Origin of the sequence: Pseudoalteromonas sp. SG45-1, assembly GCF_014164135.1 — a bacterium.
GTDB lineage: Bacteria > Pseudomonadota > Gammaproteobacteria > Enterobacterales > Alteromonadaceae > Pseudoalteromonas > Pseudoalteromonas distincta.
This window is the reverse complement of record NZ_JACJEP010000034.1, coordinates 15,995-31,122: the sequence shown is the minus strand read 5'-3', so window position 1 is coordinate 31,122 and position 15,128 is coordinate 15,995. Positions and strand designations below refer to the sequence as shown.

At 37.1% G+C, this 15,128-nt stretch carries 21 protein-coding genes; 6 read left to right on the top strand and 15 right to left on the bottom strand.

Features of this window, described 5'->3' with window-relative positions:
* Positions 1-236: 236 nt before the first annotated feature.
* A complete protein-coding gene (locus tag H5117_RS18860; protein ID WP_182738882.1) occupies positions 237-482 on the top strand; it encodes an ogr/Delta-like zinc finger family protein in 246 nt (81 codons plus the stop codon).
* A gap of 183 nt (positions 483-665) precedes the next feature.
* Here H5117_RS18860 and H5117_RS18855 read toward each other — a convergent pair whose 3' ends face one another.
* The 9 genes from H5117_RS18855 to H5117_RS18815 form a co-directional block, all read right to left on the bottom strand.
* Entirely contained in the window at positions 666-1,322 is a 657-nt protein-coding gene (locus tag H5117_RS18855; RefSeq protein WP_182738881.1) for a hypothetical protein, read from the bottom strand.
* Positions 1,323-1,495: 173 nt separating this feature from the next.
* Positions 1,496-1,753, bottom strand: a complete 258-nt coding sequence (locus H5117_RS18850) for a hypothetical protein (protein ID WP_182738880.1) — start codon at positions 1,751-1,753, stop codon at positions 1,496-1,498.
* Positions 1,754-1,761: 8 nt separating this feature from the next.
* On the bottom strand, positions 1,762-4,248 hold the full coding sequence (locus H5117_RS18845; protein WP_182738879.1) for a replication endonuclease: 2,487 nt from the start codon (positions 4,246-4,248) through the stop codon (positions 1,762-1,764).
* On the bottom strand, positions 4,249-4,533 hold the full coding sequence (locus H5117_RS18840; RefSeq protein ID WP_182738878.1) for a hypothetical protein: 285 nt from the start codon (positions 4,531-4,533) through the stop codon (positions 4,249-4,251).
* A gap of 32 nt (positions 4,534-4,565) precedes the next feature.
* Positions 4,566-5,156, bottom strand: a complete 591-nt coding sequence (locus tag H5117_RS18835) for an SAM-dependent methyltransferase (protein ID WP_182738877.1) — start codon at positions 5,154-5,156, stop codon at positions 4,566-4,568.
* A 9-nt stretch (positions 5,157-5,165) separates the two neighbouring features.
* Entirely contained in the window at positions 5,166-5,561 is a 396-nt protein-coding gene (locus H5117_RS18830; protein ID WP_182738876.1) for a hypothetical protein, read from the bottom strand.
* A gap of 2 nt (positions 5,562-5,563) precedes the next feature.
* Complete coding sequence (locus H5117_RS18825; protein ID WP_182738875.1) at positions 5,564-5,836, bottom strand: hypothetical protein; 273 nt, start codon at positions 5,834-5,836, stop codon at positions 5,564-5,566.
* 11 nt (positions 5,837-5,847) lie between these two features.
* Positions 5,848-6,141 (bottom strand): AlpA family transcriptional regulator, encoded by a 294-nt coding sequence (locus tag H5117_RS18820; protein ID WP_149592043.1) that lies wholly within the window; start codon positions 6,139-6,141, stop codon positions 5,848-5,850.
* 1 nt (position 6,142) lies between these two features.
* A complete protein-coding gene (locus H5117_RS18815; RefSeq protein WP_182738874.1) occupies positions 6,143-6,355 on the bottom strand; it encodes a YdaS family helix-turn-helix protein in 213 nt (70 codons plus the stop codon).
* A 181-nt stretch (positions 6,356-6,536) separates the two neighbouring features.
* Between H5117_RS18815 and H5117_RS18810 the strand changes: the two genes are divergently transcribed.
* Positions 6,537-7,163: a LexA family transcriptional regulator gene (locus H5117_RS18810; RefSeq protein WP_182738873.1), complete on the top strand. Its 627-nt coding sequence runs from the start codon at positions 6,537-6,539 to the stop codon at positions 7,161-7,163.
* Position 7,164: 1 nt separating this feature from the next.
* On the top strand, positions 7,165-7,908 hold the full coding sequence (locus H5117_RS18805) for a hypothetical protein (RefSeq protein WP_182738872.1): 744 nt from the start codon (positions 7,165-7,167) through the stop codon (positions 7,906-7,908).
* Positions 7,909-7,975: 67 nt separating this feature from the next.
* Here the strand turns inward: H5117_RS18805 and H5117_RS18800 are convergent, their stop codons facing one another.
* Both H5117_RS18800 and H5117_RS18795 read right to left on the bottom strand, forming a co-directional pair.
* Positions 7,976-9,268, bottom strand: a complete 1,293-nt coding sequence (locus tag H5117_RS18800; protein ID WP_182738871.1) for a DUF6575 domain-containing protein — start codon at positions 9,266-9,268, stop codon at positions 7,976-7,978.
* Positions 9,269-9,270: 2 nt separating this feature from the next.
* Positions 9,271-9,672, bottom strand: coding sequence for a hypothetical protein (locus H5117_RS18795; protein WP_182738870.1), 402 nt, complete (start codon positions 9,670-9,672; stop codon positions 9,271-9,273).
* 141 nt (positions 9,673-9,813) lie between these two features.
* Here H5117_RS18795 and H5117_RS18790 point away from each other — a divergent pair, with 141 nt between their 5' ends.
* Positions 9,814-10,401, top strand: coding sequence for a hypothetical protein (locus H5117_RS18790; protein ID WP_220491808.1), 588 nt, complete (start codon positions 9,814-9,816; stop codon positions 10,399-10,401).
* A gap of 47 nt (positions 10,402-10,448) precedes the next feature.
* Here H5117_RS18790 and H5117_RS18785 read toward each other — a convergent pair whose 3' ends face one another.
* Positions 10,449-10,670: a hypothetical protein gene (locus H5117_RS18785; protein ID WP_182738869.1), complete on the bottom strand. Its 222-nt coding sequence runs from the start codon at positions 10,668-10,670 to the stop codon at positions 10,449-10,451.
* 121 nt (positions 10,671-10,791) lie between these two features.
* On the opposite strand from H5117_RS18785, the gene H5117_RS18780 reads away from it, so the two are divergent.
* Complete coding sequence (locus H5117_RS18780) at positions 10,792-11,157, top strand: LexA family transcriptional regulator (protein WP_182738868.1); 366 nt, start codon at positions 10,792-10,794, stop codon at positions 11,155-11,157.
* A 7-nt stretch (positions 11,158-11,164) separates the two neighbouring features.
* On the opposite strand, the gene H5117_RS18775 is transcribed toward H5117_RS18780, so the two are convergent.
* Positions 11,165-11,617: a hypothetical protein gene (locus tag H5117_RS18775; RefSeq protein ID WP_259404573.1), complete on the bottom strand. Its 453-nt coding sequence runs from the start codon at positions 11,615-11,617 to the stop codon at positions 11,165-11,167.
* A gap of 183 nt (positions 11,618-11,800) precedes the next feature.
* Here H5117_RS18775 and H5117_RS18770 point away from each other — a divergent pair, with 183 nt between their 5' ends.
* On the top strand, positions 11,801-12,616 hold the full coding sequence (locus H5117_RS18770) for an HNH endonuclease signature motif containing protein (protein ID WP_182738867.1): 816 nt from the start codon (positions 11,801-11,803) through the stop codon (positions 12,614-12,616).
* A gap of 30 nt (positions 12,617-12,646) precedes the next feature.
* On the opposite strand, the gene H5117_RS18765 is transcribed toward H5117_RS18770, so the two are convergent.
* Together H5117_RS18765 and H5117_RS18760 are read right to left on the bottom strand one after the other, a co-directional pair.
* A complete protein-coding gene (locus H5117_RS18765) occupies positions 12,647-13,825 on the bottom strand; it encodes a hypothetical protein (RefSeq protein ID WP_182738866.1) in 1,179 nt (392 codons plus the stop codon).
* Positions 13,826-13,881: 56 nt separating this feature from the next.
* A complete protein-coding gene (locus tag H5117_RS18760) occupies positions 13,882-15,096 on the bottom strand; it encodes a site-specific integrase (RefSeq protein ID WP_182738865.1) in 1,215 nt (404 codons plus the stop codon).
* Positions 15,097-15,128 lie beyond the last annotated feature (32 nt).

Sequence of the window (15,128 nt, the reverse complement as noted above, 5' to 3'; positions counted from 1 at the left end):
GACACAATAAATCCTCAGTGATTAAATAGCTATGTTATCAAGAATAGAATAATTTAGTTAAACTTCAAATATTGATTTTGTTTTAAAGAATATTTAAAACTTTATAATTCAACAATTTTCTTTATCTTTTTAAAGGAAATTAACTTTCAGTCTGAAGTTTCAAAAATAGTTATTTGTTATGAGTGAAACCACTGTGTATAATCACAGTGCTTACTTATTGACGATTGGTGAATGTTATGGCGCGGGTTACTTGTCCAAATTGCGAAGCTAAAGCAACAATTACGTCACGCGAAAAGCAAAGCGCGCATGTAGTTAATTTATATTGCTCTTGCACTAATACTAAAGAATGCGGGGCTACGTTTCGTATTACCCAATCGTTTGATCACTTCTTAAATCCGCCTTGTAAAACTACCGCGCAACTAGCGGCATCGCTTATTAAAAAACTACCGCGTGAAGAGCAATTAGAACTTATTGGCCTTTAGCCCGCACTTTATTTAAGGCATGAAAAAACCCACAAATGTGGGTTTACAAATGAAAATCTATTTGCCCTTCGGCACTTTTAACCTTATCTGGATTTTATAGGTTTGCAAGTAAGTTGCTATAAATTTATAAAAGGATCAGTCTATTGATACATAACATAACCTACTTTTTAAGAACATAATTAGTTAAACGTTTTCATACTGTCTTTTCCTTTTTCCATATTCAAAAGCTAACTTAAGTTTTACACCTATAGCAGACTCCTTAAATAAACCTTTACCAAATTTATCTCTATCGCTGAGGCTTTGAAAACGATTATCATCTCTAAAAGGTGCAAGGATAGGAGTATTGATCAAACCATATACTTCATAAGAAAATAAATCTTCTTCTGTTAAGTACTGACTCGACAAATGAGTCATTACATAATGCTTGAGATCATCAAGAAAAGTTATTTGTACTATATCGATGCAACGTCGTAATTCAGCTTCAGAAATATATTTATATATGTAAGCAATAAATAAATTTGCAATAAACTCTGCTTTATCAATATCGGTTATTGATTCAATGCAAAATAAGATTTTATCGGTAGCGTTATTTAACTCATCTTGGTTTACATACTTTATCTTGCCAGACATTTCTTCACGTTCTTTACCTGTAACATCATCAAGTGATTCAAAAAAACGCATTACTTTAGCTGCAAACATGCGGTCTCTAATAGAATCACTTAAATTCCATACTTTAAGCAACGTACTTACGTAAGGTATATCTTTAGCTATACCTGTTAGTAGCTGGCTTTTAACTGCGACTTCAGTTAAATCGGCTGCTATTTCAAACCCTTTTTTCATATCAATTCCTAATTTTGATAACTTATAAATGTACCCGTTAATTAATCTATTAGCGGGTACATTTACGACTTTAAATCTACGTTCATAAATCACGATGACTAATAGATGTTACTTCTGTTTTTAATGCTAATACAGCTAAATCAGAAATGTAGATAGTATCAGTGTATCAATATTTAATGTTGTTTTGGCTGTGGTCTGTTAGTTACTGCAAATACATCGACGTAAGGTTCTTGCTGGTCGCCGGTGCAAATTTCGGTAGCAAATACGCTGTTATTGGTTTTGCCGCATTGGCCGTATTGAGCTTTAGGCTTTGGCTTATCGAATTTAGTAATAAACGGGCTGTGCTGATCCTCTGCATACCCTTTTGGGCAAAATGCCTGGCAACTAATACATGCCTTTGGCATGAGTACTTTAGAAATTTGAATAGTCATTGTTTCTCCTACGCCATTAAATCCAGTGCCCACCAATCGTTGTCGCTGATTGCTGATGCGCTGCCTTGTTTTACTAAAGTAACTAGGTCCCAATCGCCAATAGTGACTGAGCCATTTTGTGAGCGGGTGTTATTTGGTGTGTTACGCCCATCAAGCTGCGCGTATTTATAAGCAAGCTCTACATATTCACGGGCTTGTTTCCAGTGGGCTTCAGTTATGTGCCAGCTACCTGCTTTTTGTGAATATGTTTTAGCCAATGACTCAATAGCTAAGCGCTGATCATGCTTTATTTGCTCATCAACATTTAAAACTTGAAGTTGGCCGTCTCGTATTTGGTAAATTTGACCGTTTCGGCTGATCCTTTTTCCGCTATTTAGATCCTTTATTACTTCATCAACATCATTTTTTGAGGTGCCCATCATATCGAGTAACAACACAGCCCTAGACCCTGCGGCTATAGGCGTACAGTTATTACCACTAGTCCAAGATAGGTCGGCTGCGCCGACGTTGGTGTTATCCTTAGCATTGAGTTTTTCGGCTGTGCCTTTGAGTTGTCTGGTCCATTCTACTAAGCGTGTTTTAAGGCTTGTTTGGGTAATTACGTTATGTACGTTTTCAAGTGTGCGTTTAAGCACGGCCTTGTAATCGGTATTAGTAAGTACACCTTTTATGCGGCGTACTACTTCGGCGTAATCGTTGCCCATTTGTGTGTCTTCGTACATTGATTTGAAATTAGCAGCACGGCCTATACACATACCGCCTTGGAGCTTTACGTAATCTTTCCAGTTGGCGGTGTCAGCAGCGTGGCGAATAGGCTCTATGGTTTCGTCGCTTATTGCTTTGCCCTTAGGCATGCGGCGCAATTCACGATACACGGTGACGCTTGGTGAGCCCTGAAATTGAAACTGGCGAATGTTCCATGTACTAGCCCAGGCTAAAACAGGGTTAGCTTGCTCTTGCAAGTTTTCGCCTGTTTCGGCATCTTCATGGTCGCTTAATTGGTAGCCATCAATATTTTTACTGATGTATTTAGCAATGTAGCTGGCTGCACTGCCCTTACTTTTATCCATTTTTATGGCGTCAAAGCGAGGGCTAAAGGTACGATAGAATTTACTGGGCGCTTTAGCTTTTTTGCCTTGGCTTTTTTTAAGGCCCCACTCGCGGCGCTTTTGTTTATAGGTTTTAAACAGCTCACTTTTTTTAGTGCCTGCGCGGTAGCTTACACATTTCTCTACAGTTTTAATGTGTGTGCCGTGGGCGTTTATATCTACCCATTCGTTTACTACTTTTGCGCGGGTTTGCACAGGACCGTAATAATCGTAAAGCTCTGTTTTATCCTCTTGAATAAAGTACCAACGCAAAATAGCGTTCACTTCTTGTAGTTTATTTTTAGGCATAAACAACATCATGTGCCAATGCGGGCAACCGTCGGCATGTGGCTCAACTACGCGCACACCAAAGTATTTAAGGCCTCGTCGGTTTAACTTAGAACGGGCACGCGCCCATGTTTGGGTTAGGTAATTTTGTGCATCTTTTGGGGTTTCGCCGTGCCATTTACTTGAGTTTGCATGAAAACGTGACGGGCACGTAATAGTGTAAAACATGCCTACATAGCCCATTTCGTCGGCTAACTCTTCGGTTTCGCGTATGCGTAACATTAACTCGTTTCGGCGGTTGGCAGGATTTGCCATACCGCTTTTTACGGCTTCAATTAAACTTATTACGTCGCCGTCGCTGCTTTGCAGTTCCATCATTTCTAGGAACTGGCGGCCACTGGCTTGTGCAAAGTTAAACTCGCGCTGTGCTTGTTTTGACGAGTAAGGGCTAATTCCACGGCGTTTAAACTTTTTGCTTTTTTTATCGTGGTATAAATCTTTGCCTACTTGGCCTGTGGCAATTTCGAGTAACTCTACAAACTGGCGGCGAATAGTCTTTAATTGGCGAGCCCACCATCTATCACACTGCATTTTTAGCAGTGCAATTTCGTAACACTCGGTTGGCAAGTTGTCGTCGCGCATGGCATAAAATGGCACATTAGCGCCTACAGCTTTGGCATGAGTTGCTATTGCATCGTAGGTTAACGATATTATTTTTTCGTACGGTAGGTGTTGGTTTTCTTCGCTTACATCAAGCGTTATTTGCACGCATTCCATAGCGAGTGTGCCTGCATGTTTTTTGGTTTTTTCAATACTGCTTAAAATATGCCATGGCAATGGCATATTTTGAGTAATACTAAACAGTACGCCAAAGCGTGGCTTTAAACGTGCAATGGTACGGCGTAACCATGTATTAGCACGGTATTGGCTACCCGCTTTTTTTTGGTTGTAGCGGTCTATGTATTTACGGGCCATACGACTTTGTAGAGGCACTGGCACATTTTGCAGGCCACGCGCTAAAAAGTTGCGGTCGTCAATATCGCTAATAGATGAAATTAAACCCTTAGCTATACCAGATAGTCTAAGGGCTTGTAGGTCGAGTGGCTTAGGGTTAGCCATTTATTCGGCAAACTCTATTTCAACTAAATCTTCACCCATTTGAACGGCATCAATTGCGGCGCACATTTGGTCGTAAATAGGGGCGTATTCAATGTGGTCATCGGCAATAAACTTAACCACAGGCATAAAGTCAGTTAGGCAGTTTTCGCACTCCATTAGCATGGCAACGGTAGAGCGCTTACTTAAATTTTTAATAGTAAAGTTGGCTTGGTCTACCGCGTGCTCAACAATGTTTTTAACTAATAGCTGATTTTTAGATAGATCTTGGTCTTTGATTGTGTTCATTTTAGTAGTCCTTTGGGTGTTGTTTTTGGGTGTTAAATTACGAAAAGTTCAGAGGCCAGTTCATGGCCTTTGCAAAATACAAAGTGGGCGTATTCGGTTGAATCTGTTTTACTTGTTTTTTGTGGGTCAAAGCCTGGGCGTTTGCTATGAACATAAACGGCGGCTAATGGTAGTTTTTGCCACATAGGTTTTCGCTTTTGGCTACCTAACCAATTAAGGCGTTGCAGCATGATCACTAAACCGCCCTCTTTAACCATTTCAAGCGCCTGTTCTGTAAATTCTTGCGCTACGTTAAACGGTGGGTTTGTGATGAGCACGTCGTATTTCGGCAATAAAGCGCTGGGCACGTTTAAAAAATTAACGCCTTTTAAATTAGTGCGTGAGTCTTCGCGAATATCCCAGCTTTCTACAGTAAAGCCTTGTTTTTCTAGTACGGTTGGGTAGCTCATTTCGTACTTGTCGCAGCCGCCTGCGCTTGGGTCTAACATTAACGGGTATGCTTGTTCGTCAAAATTAAAGCGGCAGTTTTCGCTAAACGCTGCTAAAAAGTCTTCAATAAGCCAATGCGGTGTTACGTAGTAATCATCTGCATTGCGCTGGGTTCCGCGATTAGTTGAGCTCATGATCAATCCTTAGTGTGAACTAACAGTTAGGTGGGAGTAGCTGGTTTTTGCAGACTCAGCAGGCGCATTTTGCAAAAACTTAGCCGGTGCCATGGCGTTGGCATCAACAAATGCTTTAACCAGTTCTTGTAACTGCAAAATAGCTTTGTGAATTTTAAGACGGGTATCGGCGTTAAAATTGGCAAAGCCTTTTTCAAGGTCATGACGTTTGAGGCCTGCAGCAAAACACACTATTGTTCGCTCTTGCTCGCTTAACACTTTGGTGTATACGTACTCTGGTGTGTGGCGTTCGCTACCCATTAGCGCTTTTATTTCAGCTAAGCCTTTTGGTATGTGGCGCCCTTCTACAGCTTTTAATGGCGCTGGTTGTACGTTCTCGGTGTGTTTAACTAATGCATTTGCCATGGTTATACCCCTTGTGCTTGTTGCTGCGGTTTAGATAAAGCTTGTGTTTTTAACCAGTACACTGCTTTTTGTATTGTTTGGCTTTCGTTGCCGAGGCAGTAAATAGGTAATGGCAACTCGCCAACAAAGGCTTGTAAGCACGGTTCAAATTCAACTGATTGACAATTAACGGCGTCTTTCGTGCTTATTTTGCACGTAAGTAAATACTCAGCTTTGGCAGCTAAGTTAGGTAATGCGTTATACGTGTTTTGGTCAAATACTTGGTATGTGCTCATTGCCTTTGCTCCTAGTTATTAACGCTTTGTTGGTGCTGCGTTCTAAATTTAATTAGCTCGTTTAAGCGGTAATGATTAGTTTTGCCAAACTGAATTGATTTAGGAAAATCAGACAACTTCGATAGAATCCAAAACTTTTTACGCGCACAACCTAGTACCTCACATGCTTCAACAGTGCTAACTAGGCGGTCTTTTTGTTCTTCAAGCTCAGTGCGCAATTGAATGTTTTCTTGCAGTAATGCAAACAACACGGCTTTAGCGTCTGGGTGAATATCTAATAAAATGATTTGTTGTTCAGTGCTCATGCTACATCTTCCTTTTTGCTTTTTGATGATCGGCGAGTAAATCGTTTACCGATATTTCACCGTTAGTTAGTTCTGAAATACGCGGAATGTATTTCGCTGGGGCTTGGCTGTGTCGATTTACCCAGTTCCAAACAGCGGTTTGTTGAGTACCCAAAAGACGAGCTAATCTTGTTTGCCCACCGATTAGGCTTACTGCTTTTTCAATAGATGACATATACACCTCACGAATGATTACTTTAAGTAATCTTATGATCCCTAAAAGTGATTGTCAATTTAATTTATTACTTTAGGTAATCAGCAATACCCGAATAAGTAATTTGACTGTGATAACTTAAAGTTGTGATAATCTTCCTAACAGATTACTTATAGTTATTAAATTAATTAAGGGGATTAATATGGATATTGCAAAAAGAGTAAAGGAACGCCGCACAGCGTTAGGGTTAACCCAATACCAACTAGCTGATCTAGTCGGTACAGCGCAAACCTCTATTCAAAAAATAGAGCGTGGAGATACAAAAAATCCTCGCAACATTGAAGCGTTAGCACGCGCACTAAAATGCACACCTGAGTTTTTACAGTTTGGGATTGCTGATAACAAAGACACCAACAGTAATGTATTACCAGGGCCAACAATCAAAGCCACCGCCCCACTTATCAGCTGGGTACAAGCTGGCGCCTGGTCAGAAATAAGTGAAATTAAAGCTTATGACGCAGAACGTTTTATGTGCCCTGTTAATTGCAGTGACCTAACCTTTGTTTTAAAGGTGCAAGGTATTAGCATGGAGCCAAAGTTTGATGAGGGTGATTTAATTTTTGTAGACCCTGAAGCGGAATGCATCCACGGTTCGTACGTAGTAGCCCGCCTAGACGACGATAACCAAGCTACATTTAAACAGCTAATTATCGAAAACGGCCATAAATTCCTAAAAGCCGCCAACCCCAACTGGCCAGAGCAACTAATACCGATTAATGGTAATTGCACGTTGGTTGGAAAAGTTATTTTTACTGGTAAGTCACTTTAATATGTTAATCGTTAAAGCTTTTGACTCTAAAATAATAAAAATCGTAACTTGCATTCTCCTTGCTCTATACTTTATGAGTATGTTCATTATTCCTTTGTACACTACTGATTTTGATTGGAATAAATACCAAAGGGTTCTTTATAGTTGGCAGTCGTTAAATATTGGTGTTTTAGCATTTATAGCAAGTATAATTGCATTGTCTATTTCTAAATATAATGAGGAAAAGCAGAGAGAAAGGGAATTTACTGCAGCTAAAGCGCTCCTCCCAAATGCTTTGTGTGACTTATGTGATTATTTGAAAAAAAGCTCGAATATTTATATTACTCATCTCGAACCTATTGATAATGAAAAGCCGTATAGTGAAGCCCAAAAAATTTCCACACCACCAGAACTTGCAGATGATTTTATAATAATATTTAAAGAATGTATTAGACATTCACCACCTGAAATAGGAAAGTATCTCGCTAATATATTACAACAATTACAAGTACATAAAAGTCGTATTCAATGTATAACAAACAGTCATCGTCGATACATACTCAGTTGTATATATGAAACTGCTGCGTTGCAGTCGAAGGTAAATTTACTGTTTAATTTTGCAAGGAATGAAGAAGGTTTTGATAAAATAAAGCCTCTGAATCTAGATTCTTTGAATAACTCATATAAAGTTTTGGGTCTATTTCTAGATATAGACACAGAGAATGAATTAAATGAAATAACAAAAAAACAACTTGCACGACTCTAGTTATTTCTGCTTTTACAATGGCTCGGAATCCCGAGCCATTGTACAAATATAATTTCTCCAAGTTAAATTACTTAGAATAGTCTCGCCTGTATTCCTTTAAAACTTTTATCCACTTAGTAAGACTACTAGCACGCCTATTTATACTCGTTCTATTGAGGCCTTTGACACATTTCTCAACAAATGGTCTAGAAGAATACGGGTCAAGTTCTGATAGTGATTTCACACCAGCCCATTGCATCCAAGCCCAACCAAAATCACTTGATTCTACTCTATCTGCTAAAAATTCATATTGAGCTTTCTTGCTGCACTTCTGAGCTAATACAAGTCCAGCGGTGGCTACTGTATTATCTTGGTTCAATAACCCCAAACAACGTGCTGCATGAGTATGGTAAAGGACTTGCCTTTGAGAACTAATTCCATCAATAAATTGATGTTTCAACTCTCCCTTATCAACCCTATGTTTAACTATAATAACAACTCTATCCAAAGAATTTGCTTGAGGTACTTTTAGTGAATCAATTATAGTTAATGTTATATTTTCAAGTTTTTCTATGATTGGTTTAAGCCTAACAGCATTGATAGAAATAGGCTTTTTCAGAATGTTTGATGTTTTAGATTTTAGTGTTAGATCTAACTTATTAAGACTAACTATATCTAACAAGTTTTTTAGTCTGTATGGGTCTATGTTAAATTCTTCTAATCTGTTTTCAATTTCATTTTCATCAGATAATAGAGTCTCTAACAATTCAATAGCTACAGCCGCTCTTTCTTGGTTACTTGAACCTAGCTTAACATCAAAAGAACCATGATCAGCAGTTAATGGGTGAATTGAGGGCTTCAAGTTTTTAGGGTCCCTCATAATGCTTCGTGTTATTTCACTGAACGAATCAAGTACTTCAGTGACTGCTCCATCAGATGGAGAGTCATTACCATTTTTTTTAGCTATTTTTAAATTGAAATGCCATTTTGCCTCTGGTGCGAATGATTGTATCTCATCAGGATCTATCGAGAAATCTTTCGGAGGAAGATTAGCTGTGTCGATATTTTTCTCAGTTAGAGGTTCAATTAATGTATGTGATTTTTCGTCAGCAAATGTTGAAACGAGCATTAATCGCTTTGAACCTGTAAACGCCTTGTTAAATGTATACTCCTCACGAAGTAACTCATCTAATATCTTTGTGGAAACAGGCATGTATACCCATTTAGTGCATGCACCGTTTTCATAATCGCCGCTCCAATATACAAGATAAAGGTATTGAAGATCATCTCTTACAGAAAAACATTTAGGGCCATAGAACTCATCATATATTTCAAAAACTTTTAGACGGCCTAAGATTGTATCTTTTGGTAAAATGTTCATACTTATTTTACCTCTTCCTTAATATATTGATGAGGCAATGCCCCCTCTTGCGCCCATAAAGTCACATGATTAGACTCTTCTTTTATAACCCCAAGCTCAGGAACTAACTCACCACAAACCATCAGCCAACACTCAAACTGCTCTGGTGCTGGGTAATTACCTGTTTTACGTTTTAATGTAGATAGCTTAGTAAAAAAAGACATTCCATAAGACAAAGGTTTGTTTTTTGTCACATATGGATAATCAGGGTGTTCATCCCTATGTTTTTGAAAATCCACCTCCGTAGGTGGAATAGTACGAACTAACCGGTATACAAACCCTTCTGCTGGAATAGGATCGCAACTTTCAGGAATATCTTCTGGAAAATCAGCAGGCCAAGTGTAATTTAAATTTGTTTGACTCATGTTTTTATTCTTTTTTGCTTCCAATGCACATTTTTAGTCAAGTGAGATTAAATAAATTCAATGCTAATAATGTAGCCAACTATAATTTATAGTAATTATTATGTATCCTCATAGCCAAAATAGCAATCATATGAGAAGTTTATGGAAGAGTCAGCTCAAAATAACAACACTATAGAACCAGCCCCGGATAACAACATCACACCTCCAAACCAAAGTGGCAACGATACTGACGTTGGTAAATCAATTTTTTTAGTTCCTGTTTACACTCTTGCATATTCTATTTTCGCAATTTGGTTACTAGTAGATGGTTGGTTAACAGGCTTCTCATCAATTTTAAATCTTTGGGATTTAGATGAAAGCTTTAAAGTACCATCTCAAGTGCCTTTTTTATTTTTTACAATAGTAGGTGCTTTATTGGGTAGCGCTATTTTGAGTATTACGTCATTCCATAGACATTACGCAATTAATTGCTCATTTAAATCTAAACATATTTGGGGATATTTCCTTGCACCATTACTCGCAACTCTAGTAGGTTGTCTTGTATTTGCAATAGTCCAAAGCGGGTTGCTAGTTTTAACTGGTGATATTGCAAATGAGTCAGACCCTGTTAGAGCAACTTTAGGGTATGTAGCTATTGGCGGTGTAGCGGGATACAACTGGGATATTTTTGTAAAAAAGTTAGAGAACTTATCTCAAGATTTATTAAACTCTGGTAATCAATCTAACTGAACTGAATTAAGCTGAAATTATTAATGCCCGCATAATGCGGGCTTTGTTTAAGCCACATCGCAAATATTTAATGCGTCAAAAATATTCTGTAGTAATTCCTTATCTACTTCCTCATCGTTTATAATCTTTATTAATCTAAATTGCCGCACTTTCATCGCCATTAAAAAATCCCATTGTAAATCGACTTCCTCTTTTGTAATTGGAGCGTCTATATATTTGCCATCGAATATTTTGCGGATCGCCTTTCTAGCTTTTAAACTATTAGACATTGTTTTACCTTTAACATTAAAAGATACATTTTGGCACTTATCTCTATTGCAGTTAAGTATGGGTACTGTTTTTATATACAGTTAAGGCTATAATCAACTTAGTTAAAGCTTTGAGAAAAACATGCTTATTCAAAATGTATCAATCGGTCCTGAAATAAAAAAGTTAGACAAAACAATCGATGCTAATTTTTTAAGTGACTCAACATTTGTTGGTCGCGCTAGCGGTAGAAGTATGGAAGGCGTTGGGATATTTGATGGCGATGTGCTCATAATAGATAGAGCAAAAACAGTTAAAAATTACGATATAATCGTAGCCTGCTTAAATGGTCAATTCGTTTGTAAAATTGCCGACTTAAAAAACAATCTATTGCTTTCAGCTAGCTCTGACCACAGTCCTGTTAAACTAACTAAGTTTGACCAGTACAATATTGAAGGTGTTGTAACTCAATCAATTAGAATGCATAGAGCTAACTTAACCTTAGGATAGGTAGCACTTACATAAGCTTTAAAAAAGGCTTATCTTTTACAATCACTTTTGTTCTATCTAATTTATTAAGCTCATTCGTATTTATGTTTAATAAATTAGCCTCAACTTCAAATACGGCTTTTTGTGCTTTTTTATCAACACTCAAAACTCTAACTTTTGCAAAGGTTTCGGCCTGTTCAGATCGAACAAGCGCTTCACCTTCTAAGTCCGCAAATACAGAAAAATTAGGGTTGTTTTTTGATTTAGATACAAGCTCAACACCCTGCTTTATATCTTTCTTTTTTATCGCAAATGCATGGAAGTCGTTTTCATTTTTACCAAACGAAACTACTACTGATTCATCAAAACCCGATATATAGTCTACCTTTGACACATCGACATGAATCATTTCTTGCTGCTTTGTATAAATGGTTGAAACAACAGATATCACAAGAACTATTAAAAAAATAATTATCTTCATAGTCCCTCTTCAAAAATAAATGAAATCATAAAGTAATTCTATTATAGCTATACTTATCATAAAGGTGGTATTTCTAAACTTATAACTTCATTGGTTTATTGCTTACATGAAAGCCTACTGGTAAGGTCAAAAAGGAGGTATATTTAACTTATTATTATAAATTTATAATGTATTGGATAATTAATGACACTAGAAATTCAGCCGGGCTCAGTTTTAAATAATAAAGAATTGTGTGAGCTATTTGCTTGCTCTCCGCAAGGGGGGATGAGGCGCTCACATCAATCTAATACGTTAGTTATTGTCTCAAACCATATTAAATCAATATATGATGACCGTTGGGAAGGTGATATTTGCCATTACACTGGAATGGGTACTACTGGTGATCAAAGTTTAAACTTTGCTCAAAACAAAACACTTTCTGAATCTAATGATACCAGTATCACTGTTCACCTTTTTGAAGTTTTTGTTGATAAAGAATATGTTTATATTGGTATTGTTCAATTAGCTTCAAAGCCTTACTTTGAGAAACAACCAGATCAAAATGGTCTATCTAGAAATGTTTGTGTATTCCCACTCAAGCTTAAAGGTAATGAATCGCCCCCAATTAATAAAATTTATTTAAGTAAAGTTTTTGAGGCAAAGACTAAAAAAGCTAAAAGACTGAGTGACGAAGAAATTGAGCGTAGAGCAAAAAACGTCAGAAAGAATGTAGGTAGTAGAAAGGTGATTATCCAGCAACACGATCGTAACCCTTGGGTTGCTGAGCATGCAAAAAGATTGGCGAAAGGGTTTTGTCAGCTCTGCAATCAACCGGCACCTTTTAAAAATAAATCGGATGAACCGTATCTAGAGACGCATCATATTATTTGGCTTGCTAAAGGTGGTGAAGACACCATCGCGAATACAGTAGCTCTTTGCCCAAACTGCCATAGAAAAATGCATATCCAAAATGAGAAAAAAGATATACAAAAATTACAGAAACTATGTGAAAAAAGCTAAGCTAGTTTTGTATGCTTTACTCATAAGCTTTTAGTGTATTTTAATGCATACTTCTGAGTCAACTAGAATGAATATTGATGAGAATATACCTAATGTAGTATTTTCTTTTACATACTGTATTGATTTATTGAGTATAAATTCATCACATTCGAAAAATTCAAATAAAGCACCTATTAATAATACTCTAGGCTCGGGGTATTTTTTGTCATGCTTTGCATTAATTGCAGAAACTATGACTTTGGAAAAACTATCCACAGCTTGTTGATGCTTCGTTCTTAAGTCTAGTGAAAAACCTCGGTATTGGTGTATTGTGGAGGCCAAAGCTTTCCTCGTTTCATACTCATATTTTGGTACTGCTTGTGTAATCTCTATTAGCTCTGAATCTATCTTAGCGTCCCATCTTTCTTTTTCTTCACCTAACTTAATTTGCCCGTCATAACTCTTCCTAATATCTTTAATATAACTTGCTAATATAATAAACTCCTCTCTTAAGTACTTGTATTCTCTAGTATCCTGCATTAAAAACTTGGCTGCATGAAATGGCAATTGACCCACATATATACTCTCCAATGACTTATTTACATATGATATGAATTCTTTCACCGAACTTGATTCTTTTGGTTTTTCAATAGCATTATGAACCTCAATTATTTCAGGCTTACCTGCCTTTTTCCTTTCTAGAACATATGAGTCAAATATTCCTTGATAATGTCCATGGTAGTCTGTCGCATCTCTATCTAATACAGAATTAAAATACAGTGTTCTGGCCTTAAAGCCGTCATATACTTTTATGAGGCTTTGTTCGAGCAAATCAACTAATCGTTCTTCATCAGTCTTCACATTGTATTCGATAATAAAATATGTGAAGTGATATCCTAAAAAATCATCGTGAAGATCAAGCTTATCTTTATGGAATCTATGTATATACTCTGACATTGATATAGCTGGTAAAATTTCCCTTGTAACATCAGATTCATATATTCCGATTTGAAAGTAGTAGATCTTTTTAATCCCCTTATTAGCCTCTTTAAAAGATTTTAACTCATGTGATATAGAGTCACACATAGACATGTAAGAGCTTAAATTCAATGTTTTATTAAATCCTTCATTTGATAAGAAAACTAACATATCGCATGAGGAATAAAAGTTACTTTCTTTTATTACATCCTTTTCTTTCTTATCTTTCGCTATTATTTCTTTCATATCCATAAGACACCTGATAATTTTAGTTACTTACAAGTAACTTAATTTAATTTGACTGAGACTTAATTAACCAGTTCTTTTATTATGTGTTTTTCTATTAAAGAACAATAAAGCTCATACCCTTCTGCTTGCTCTTTTATCCAATCATGTTTGTTGTAAACCGCCATTACGCCACGCATGGTGTGGCCTAGCATTTTTTCGGTCACGTGCGGCGCTATACCGTTTTCACTTAACAATGTTGATAAAGAACGGCGTGCATCGTGCGGTAGAAACTTGGGCATTTTATATTTTTCATACAGGTGATCCCACATTCGGCAGCAGTAACGGTTGATGCTGTGGGTGGTCATTGGTTTGTGTGGATTACCGCCAGGTATTAAATAATCTTGACGGCCGTATACCATAGCAAGCTTATCTAATATACTTTTCATCTTAGTTGATATTGGGCGACGAATTGCTTTATTTGTTTTTGAATTTTCGGGTGGTACCGTCCAAATATTATTGTCAAAGTCAAAATGCTCCCATTTGGCTAAACGAACCTCTGATTGCCTAGCCCCTGTTATATAAATTAGCTGAAGGCATGCTTTAGTTGCGGGTGTGGCTTTTGAGCTTTCTATTTGTATCCATAGCTTTGCAATTTCATCAAAGCGCATAACTCGTTGGCCAACCGATGCTTGTTCACCGATATCATTTACATTTAATGTGAGCACAGGGTTAAATGGTTTTACTTCCCCTCGCTTTTCAGCCCAACCAATAATCGACTTAATACGTACTAGTATAGTACCGGCTGTTTTAGCACTACCTTGTGCTTTCACTTCATCAAAGTAAGTTATCCAATCTTTAATGGTCATTAAATCAAGTGGCATATTTTTATCATTAAGTATTGGTACAATCCATTTGCTGACTTGGTTTGTGTATAAAATTTGTGTTTTTTCTTTTAGGTCGGGCACTTTTTTATCTAGCCATGTTGCAGCAACTTCTGCCATTGTTGGCAAACCTTTGGCATTGTTACGCATAAGCTTGAGTTCTAGCCGTGGATCTTTATCTTGGCTTAACCAATTTTGAAACAGCGGTATGTAATCTTGTGCTTCTTTAATGCTTAGCCCAGGATAACGCCCTAGCGTAATAATTACCTGCTTAGTATCAACACGGCAACGATATTGCCAAGTTATAGTCCCCTTAGCTGATACCCTTACACTTAAACTATCTCTATGCGATAATACAAACGGTGTTTGATTTTTACCTAGCAGCTTTCTTAATTTGGTGTCACTGATCGCCATTTAATTTTTTATACACAGTTAGCAAAAAATTT

What these genes read in the sequence shown, in the direction of transcription:
- H5117_RS18860 (WP_182738882.1), top strand. Translation starts at nt 237, where the DNA reads ATGGCGCGGGTTACTTGTCCAAATTGCGAAGCTAAAGCAACAATTACG.
- H5117_RS18855 (WP_182738881.1), bottom strand. Translation starts at nt 1,322, where the DNA reads ATGAAAAAAGGGTTTGAAATAGCAGCCGATTTAACTGAAGTCGCAGTT.
- H5117_RS18850 (WP_182738880.1), bottom strand. Translation starts at nt 1,753, where the DNA reads ATGACTATTCAAATTTCTAAAGTACTCATGCCAAAGGCATGTATTAGT.
- H5117_RS18845 (WP_182738879.1), bottom strand. Translation starts at nt 4,248, where the DNA reads ATGGCTAACCCTAAGCCACTCGACCTACAAGCCCTTAGACTATCTGGT.
- H5117_RS18840 (WP_182738878.1), bottom strand. Translation starts at nt 4,533, where the DNA reads ATGAACACAATCAAAGACCAAGATCTATCTAAAAATCAGCTATTAGTT.
- H5117_RS18835 (WP_182738877.1), bottom strand. Translation starts at nt 5,156, where the DNA reads ATGAGCTCAACTAATCGCGGAACCCAGCGCAATGCAGATGATTACTAC.
- H5117_RS18830 (WP_182738876.1), bottom strand. Translation starts at nt 5,561, where the DNA reads ATGGCAAATGCATTAGTTAAACACACCGAGAACGTACAACCAGCGCCA.
- H5117_RS18825 (WP_182738875.1), bottom strand. Translation starts at nt 5,836, where the DNA reads ATGAGCACATACCAAGTATTTGACCAAAACACGTATAACGCATTACCT.
- H5117_RS18820 (WP_149592043.1), bottom strand. Translation starts at nt 6,141, where the DNA reads ATGAGCACTGAACAACAAATCATTTTATTAGATATTCACCCAGACGCT.
- H5117_RS18815 (WP_182738874.1), bottom strand. Translation starts at nt 6,355, where the DNA reads ATGTCATCTATTGAAAAAGCAGTAAGCCTAATCGGTGGGCAAACAAGA.
- H5117_RS18810 (WP_182738873.1), top strand. Translation starts at nt 6,537, where the DNA reads ATGGATATTGCAAAAAGAGTAAAGGAACGCCGCACAGCGTTAGGGTTA.
- H5117_RS18805 (WP_182738872.1), top strand. Translation starts at nt 7,165, where the DNA reads ATGTTAATCGTTAAAGCTTTTGACTCTAAAATAATAAAAATCGTAACT.
- H5117_RS18800 (WP_182738871.1), bottom strand. Translation starts at nt 9,268, where the DNA reads ATGAACATTTTACCAAAAGATACAATCTTAGGCCGTCTAAAAGTTTTT.
- H5117_RS18795 (WP_182738870.1), bottom strand. Translation starts at nt 9,672, where the DNA reads ATGAGTCAAACAAATTTAAATTACACTTGGCCTGCTGATTTTCCAGAA.
- H5117_RS18790 (WP_220491808.1), top strand. Translation starts at nt 9,814, where the DNA reads ATGGAAGAGTCAGCTCAAAATAACAACACTATAGAACCAGCCCCGGAT.
- H5117_RS18785 (WP_182738869.1), bottom strand. Translation starts at nt 10,670, where the DNA reads ATGTCTAATAGTTTAAAAGCTAGAAAGGCGATCCGCAAAATATTCGAT.
- H5117_RS18780 (WP_182738868.1), top strand. Translation starts at nt 10,792, where the DNA reads ATGCTTATTCAAAATGTATCAATCGGTCCTGAAATAAAAAAGTTAGAC.
- H5117_RS18775 (WP_259404573.1), bottom strand. Translation starts at nt 11,617, where the DNA reads ATGAAGATAATTATTTTTTTAATAGTTCTTGTGATATCTGTTGTTTCA.
- H5117_RS18770 (WP_182738867.1), top strand. Translation starts at nt 11,801, where the DNA reads ATGACACTAGAAATTCAGCCGGGCTCAGTTTTAAATAATAAAGAATTG.
- H5117_RS18765 (WP_182738866.1), bottom strand. Translation starts at nt 13,825, where the DNA reads ATGGATATGAAAGAAATAATAGCGAAAGATAAGAAAGAAAAGGATGTA.
- H5117_RS18760 (WP_182738865.1), bottom strand. Translation starts at nt 15,096, where the DNA reads ATGGCGATCAGTGACACCAAATTAAGAAAGCTGCTAGGTAAAAATCAA.